This is a genomic window from Halobacteriovorax sp., assembly GCF_041587335.1.
Taxonomy (GTDB): domain Bacteria; phylum Bdellovibrionota; class Bacteriovoracia; order Bacteriovoracales; family Bacteriovoracaceae; genus Halobacteriovorax.
Genome location: NZ_JBFGYP010000154.1, coordinates 1 through 6,219 on the forward strand (window position 1 = coordinate 1; position 6,219 = coordinate 6,219).

At 35.3% G+C, this 6,219-nt stretch carries 4 protein-coding genes; all 4 read right to left on the reverse strand.

Annotated elements, in window-relative coordinates; translation table 11 throughout:
- Positions 1-106: 106 nt before the first annotated feature.
- Positions 107-946: a class II glutamine amidotransferase gene (locus ABX784_RS14895; RefSeq protein ID WP_372655853.1), complete on the reverse strand. Its 840-nt coding sequence runs from the start codon at positions 944-946 to the stop codon at positions 107-109.
- 68 nt (positions 947-1,014) lie between these two features.
- Positions 1,015-1,665 (reverse strand): TetR family transcriptional regulator, encoded by a 651-nt coding sequence (locus tag ABX784_RS14900; RefSeq protein ID WP_372655854.1) that lies wholly within the window; start codon positions 1,663-1,665, stop codon positions 1,015-1,017.
- A 6-nt stretch (positions 1,666-1,671) separates the two neighbouring features.
- Complete coding sequence (locus tag ABX784_RS14905) at positions 1,672-4,833, reverse strand: efflux RND transporter permease subunit (RefSeq protein ID WP_372655855.1); 3,162 nt, start codon at positions 4,831-4,833, stop codon at positions 1,672-1,674.
- 17 nt (positions 4,834-4,850) lie between these two features.
- A partial coding sequence (locus ABX784_RS14910; protein ID WP_372655856.1) for a TolC family protein occupies positions 4,851-6,219 on the reverse strand: 1,369 nt, incomplete at its 5' end.

Here is a 6,219-nt window from a genome sequence, read left to right on the forward strand (position 1 = left end):
AGATTCCAAATATCTTAATTAGGATGGAAGATAGGTTTGCAAAAGGAAACTATAGAAAACCAATGGAAGGGCTATTGAACGTTTTTCAATCGTCTCTTGAGATACTCTAGTAGATTGAGAGATTCATCTCTTCGTCTACTCCAATCATTTGTCCAACGTCCATAGGAAGCCAAGTGTTGTCACCGTGAAGGGGCTCGCTACTAAAGATCAAATGATTAATTTTACCGCTCTCTGTAGGCGCTTCACACTCTACTGAGAAGTAGGGGCATGTATCTCTTTCTGAACACTTCACTTTATAAGTAGAGTAGTAGAGTTTCTTCCCTCCCTGGTGGGCCATCATCGTTTTTCCATTTGTAATAATAAATGTTAGAAATGTTTCAGTATTCTTTCCATCATCATCAGGGCAGTACTCACCAATGATCTCAGTTAACTCATGAACTGACTTCTGAATCGCTTCTTGCAATATGTTGATATCGCAGTGTCTATCAGAGAGCTCTGTCTTCTTACTAAGGTTTGTTAGTATATAGTAAAAAATAATTTCAGAGTCTGTGTTACCAAGAATGAATCTTTTTAAATGAGGTGAGACTTTTTCAATTATCTTATCTCTATATTTATCAAAGTCTTTAATATTTCCATTATGAGCAAATATCCAATTCCCATATTGAAATGGATGAGTATTAAGAATATTTACAGTTCCAAGGGTTGCATTTCTAATATGAGCAACTACTGTTTCAGAGCTAACAATTCCGGATACTCTTTTAAAGATAGTGTCATTAACAGCAGTCTTTTCAGACCTAATGACGTGCGGTGCCCCTGCAGTGTAGTAGCTGACACCCCATCCATCAGGATGTTTATTACTTTGAACTTCAAGAGCATTCTCTGCGCTTATTAAGCTGTGGTGGACCTGACTTTGAATGACTGAGCGGAATCCAAATAATCTACACATTCTATAACCTATGCTTTAATTTTGTTTACTTATTATAGCATAGGTTAGAAATGTAAATGAGTAGGGAATTAAATATCAAGTTTAAAGGTTTCATCCCATGTTGTGTGGGGCTCAGACCTTAGAAAGTTGAGAAGTGACCTACATTGGAGGCGTATATTTCTAACTTGAGAAGATTTATTTATATGAGGGAAGTGGCTACATCTCTCTTTGATAACACTAGAATTTAGTATTATGGCCATATGAACAATTTGAGCGGTAAGTGAAGATACGGCCCAGAATCTTCCATCTAAAGGAACATCTTCTCCAACTTCTTCTGTGATTAATTTTAAAATTAATCCTCCAGCTGGTGGTCCGAGGTGAGTAGAGGAGACTTTACACTCTGATGTAAAGTCTATGCTCTCATTTAAAATTAGTCTGAATGTATTAAGGAGATTGTGGCTATTGTCTAAAAAGAATTCAAACATCGCCACGGAGAAGTCTTCTAGACTCATCCCTTGAGTGTATAAATTCTCGAGGTCTTCTTCAACTTGTGAACAATTGTTACTAAAGACTTCCAGGTAGAGGTTTTGCTTATTGTTAAAATGATAATTCACAGAAGCAAGATTTACATCTGCCTGCTTTGCGATATCTCTAACAGAAGTACCGTTGTAGCCCTTGCAACTAAAAAGTTTTAGGGCCACTTCAATAATTTTACACTTTGTTTCATTTATTTTTGTCATAAAAACCTATGCTAATTCTTCAGTCACTTCACTATTAACACTTCTTCTTCTATTCGTTAGTTTATTCACTAAGTTAAGAAAATCCTCTAGTATTGCATACGCAGGAGGAATAAATGATAGTGTCAGTAGAGTTCCTGACGTTAATCCCCAGGCCATTGCAAGAGTCATTGGCACTAGAGTAGGGTCTGATCCTCCCACACCGTATGCAGTTGGAAATAATCCACTTACTGTCGTTAGAGATGTCACCAGAACTGCTCTAAGTCTCATACCTGAAGCTTTCACAAGAATCTCATGAAGAGATAATTTCCCTTCTGCTCTCATCTCGTCAATAAAGCTTATTAGTACAATTCCTGAATTTACAATAATCCCAGCAAGTCCAATGATACCAATTAAGGCAAGAAATGAAATTGGTCTTGATCTATCTAAGTACCCACTAAGAACTGGAGTTGCAAAAGCGATTGAAAACCCTAGTAGTCCAAGAGGTATTGTCATCATTATGATAAGCGGTCTCAAGTATGACTTGAATAGGAAAACTAGGATTGCAAAGATCCCAATAGCTGCAAGTATACTTGCCTGAGCTAAACTTTCCATTGATTCCTTTGTCGACTCAGCAACTCCACCAAATACTAGTGAAACACTTGGGAACTCTGACCTTAGCTCTTCATAGGTTTGTGATAATATCTGGTTTGCTTCCATTGCTGTAATTTTCTTTTCATTAATAGAACCAGCTAATGTTTTAGATCTTTTAAAGTCAAATCTTTTAATTTGCGGGGAACCATCTCTTGTCTCAAAAGTTGCAAATGTTCCAAGAGGTACTAGATTTCCTCTAGAGTCCATTATATTAACATTTTTCAATTCATTAATATCTGTTCTGTCTTCTTCTCTAAAGCGAACTCTTAAATCAACATCTTTGTTGTTGAGAGTAACTTCTGAAATGATTCTTCCTGAGATTGCACTTCTTACTGTATCTCCTGCATTAAAGATATTTAGTCCTAACTTGTCTGCTTTTTCGTAATCAATATTGATAAAGACTTCATCATCACCGATGATGTCATTGATTTTAAGGTCTAGTACTCCAGGAACACTTCCTAGTTTTGTTTTTACTTTATTTATTAATGTATCGAGCTCTTCAATATCATTTGACCTAAAAGTTGCTTCAATATCACTACCAACAGGAGGACCATTAACTTGTGCTTCAAATGTTAATGATTTATATCCATCAGTTGGAATATTCTTTCTAAGCTTTTCTAGTACTGCAGTATAGAAGAGATTTATTTTGGCATCATCTGTAACGTAGATAAAAACAATTCCTACATTATTTCCTTCTGAAGCTTTAGGGTCAGTTAGCTGAACCTTTGATTCTCCGGCATTTCCTACAACATGCTTAACATCATTTCCTAAGAGTTCTGTTATTTGATTAGAAAGTACTTCTAGCTTCTTGTTTGTTTCATCTAGTTTCGTTCCATTAGGTAATTCAAATCTTGCAATATAAATTTCAGTTTGGTCTGCAGGGAATAAGATAAACTTATTTCCGGCCGTCATCATAAATAGTGCAAATACAATCAGCGCTGTAAAACCAGTAGCTGCGATATACCTTCTTCTTATTAAGACCTCCATAAACTTTTCAAATTTAGATTCAAATCTATGGAACCAGTCTTTTTTAGAATTTCCGTCTTTATCCTTTTTAACAGAGCTTCCAGCAACGACTAGTCTCATAGGAAGAAAGAAGAAACTTTCAGCAAGTGATAGTAGTAGTGACAATGTTACAACAATTGGAATCCATTTTATAAATTGTCCCATTATCCCTTTTGTTACAAGCATTGGTAAGAATGCTGCAATAGTCGTAAATGCCGTGGCAGTAATAGGAAGCCAAAGACTTCTAATAGATTCTAGAGCGGCTTCTTGAGATGTTTTTCCGTCTTGTCTAAGTCTAGTAAAGTTCTCTGAAATAACAACGGAGTTATCAACTAACATACCTAGTGCGATAACTAGCGCTAGAACAGTAATTGTGTTCAAATTCATACCAAATGCAGGCATTATTCCAAGAGTCCCTAGAATTGCGATTGGAAGCGATAGAGACGCCATAATACCAATCTTTCCAGGTAGAAATATAAAGAGGAATACAATAACTAAAATTAAACCTGAAACGGCATTATTAGCTAAGACGTCTAACTTATCTTTTACTTTAATAGACTCGTTTAGATATACTTTGAATTGTGCCTTATCCTTATATAGTTTTGCGTAGTCTGATAATTTCTTTTCAACATCAGTTACTAGTTCAATTGTATCAGCACCAGACTTCTTAGCTATTGTTAAGAGAGTTGCCTCTTGACCATTGTATCTGGATTTGATCTTTATTTCTTCCTCTCCATCAACAACAGTTGCAACATCTTTCAAGTAAATTGACTGCCCCGAGAAGTTTGATCTAATTAAAATATTCTCAAGCTCTTGGCTATTTTTAATCTTACCTTCAAGCCTTAGTAGCTGTTGAGTTGTATTTTGTTCTAGGTTCCCTCCAGGGATGTTTACATTTCTTGCTTGAATCTTGGAGATAAGTTCTTGCATTCCAATGTGATACTTATTTAAGAGATTGTTGTTTATTTCAATTTGAAAGGTTCTCTCTGTGTAGCCACCGAGGGTTACGCCTTTTACAAGTTTATTGTCTTCTAGTTCATCTTTTAGGTGATCTGCAATAATATCTCTACTTCTATTTTCATTACTTCCAAGGACAGCAACCTGAAATACAGGCATCTCTTCAGATTTTATTTCATTGAAGCTTGGTCTATCAATTAAGTCGGATGGTAGCTTATTAGTTCTATCTACAGCTTTTTGAATATCACTCATTACTGTTTCGACATCAATTCCTACTCCATCCATGTCTACTCTAATGACAATAGTACTGAGACCTGATTGACTTGTGGAGTTAACATCTTTAAGACCACGTACAGTTCTAATTTCATCTTCAATTGGTTTCGTGATTTTTGTTTCTATATCTTGTGCTGTCGCTCCATCATATCTCGTAGACACAATTGCTGTCGCAAAGCTCACTGTAGGGTAGGACTCAGCATTCATTTTAACTAGTCCCATAATTCCATATATAACCATCCCTAACATGAGGACGATCGATAGTTTGGAATTTTCTATAAAGAATTTTGATATTGTTTTCATAGTACTTATCTCTCGTTTTATTTATTAATTTTACAAGGCATTTCAGTGTAAACAGTGAAGTAGTCTAGTAGAGTAGTTATAATTGCTAATTGGCTTTCAACTTCAAGAAGGTTACTACTTAGTAGCGCATCCTGATCAAGGATTAAGTCTCTAAATGATACTCTCGCTTGGTTGTATTTCTTCTTTGTATGCTTAAGAGTAACAGCTAGCTTTTCACTATTAATATTTTGTTGTTGAATAACTTTTTGTAATAAACTTATATTTTTAACAACTTGAGAGTGATAGGCGTTTACTCTTCCTACAATCTCTTCTTTTTGAGAAATAAATCTCTTCTTATCTAGTAATTCCTGTAGTTCTTTAGATTTCGCCGTACTACCACCAAGAGGTATCTTTAACTCTATTCCTGCACTATAAGAAGTTCTACCGTCATCTGACAGTTTATCCCATGACTCACTATAGCCTTGTGTCTTTCCAAGTCTTCTAACTTCAGAAACTAACTGAACATTTGCTTTATTGTATGAATCTGTAATATTTCTCTGGTGCGTAAATTCACTTTGTAATGATTTTAAAATTTCATCATAGCTTGAGTATTGTAGAGGAGGCTCATTGAAGCTTGAAATCTGAGCTATACAGCTTAGTAGCTCTTTTGATGTATCATCAATTGAGTATGCTCCAAGAGAGATATCTTTATTAGATAGGCTTGGTAATAATTCTTTAATTTGTTGGATATAAACTTCTCTTTGATATTGAAGGTTTATAATTCTAGATTTTCTATCAGCAATTTGAGACTCAGATCTAGAAACTTCACTTATCTCTGCAATCTTATTTCTAAACTTATCTTTTGAGTCTTTGAGCTGCTTTTGAGAAAGAGAAAGGAGCTTTTGAGAAATTTTTAATTGCTCGTTGTTCGCAACTAGAGACCAGTAAACCTTTCTAAGAGATTGGTAAAAAGCTTTCTTTTGAATATTCTTTTGTAGGTCTGCTCTTTGTACCGTCTCTTTTAATAAGTTTCTTTGTGAGCTTGTTAACTTACCAAGAAAGTTCTTATAAAGATCCATAGAGAATTGAAGGCCAAAACCACTTGTTGTTCCCTTATTTACATAAGAGTTCGTGTATTGCTCAGAAAAAGTATTTACTCCTACTTTCATACCAGAACTAAGCCCTTTCTCTAGACCTACTTTATAACTCTTAATAGGTGAGCTAACAGGAGCAAAAGAGCTGAAAGAGTTTTCGTTTGTCTTATAGTAGTTGGCCGAACCGATTAGGTTGACGTCAAAGTTCTCTTCAAAAGCTTCCCTTTGAAAGTCTAAAGATAAGAAAGTTGACTCTATGGCTAAGGTGTTTGGCGCAGAGTTGTCGACTTCTGTTTTTATTAACTCTTCAGTC

What these genes read in the sequence shown, in the direction of transcription:
- ABX784_RS14895 (WP_372655853.1), bottom strand. Translation starts at nt 946, where the DNA reads ATGTGTAGATTATTTGGATTCCGCTCAGTCATTCAAAGTCAGGTCCAC.
- ABX784_RS14900 (WP_372655854.1), bottom strand. Translation starts at nt 1,665, where the DNA reads ATGACAAAAATAAATGAAACAAAGTGTAAAATTATTGAAGTGGCCCTA.
- ABX784_RS14905 (WP_372655855.1), bottom strand. Translation starts at nt 4,833, where the DNA reads ATGAAAACAATATCAAAATTCTTTATAGAAAATTCCAAACTATCGATC.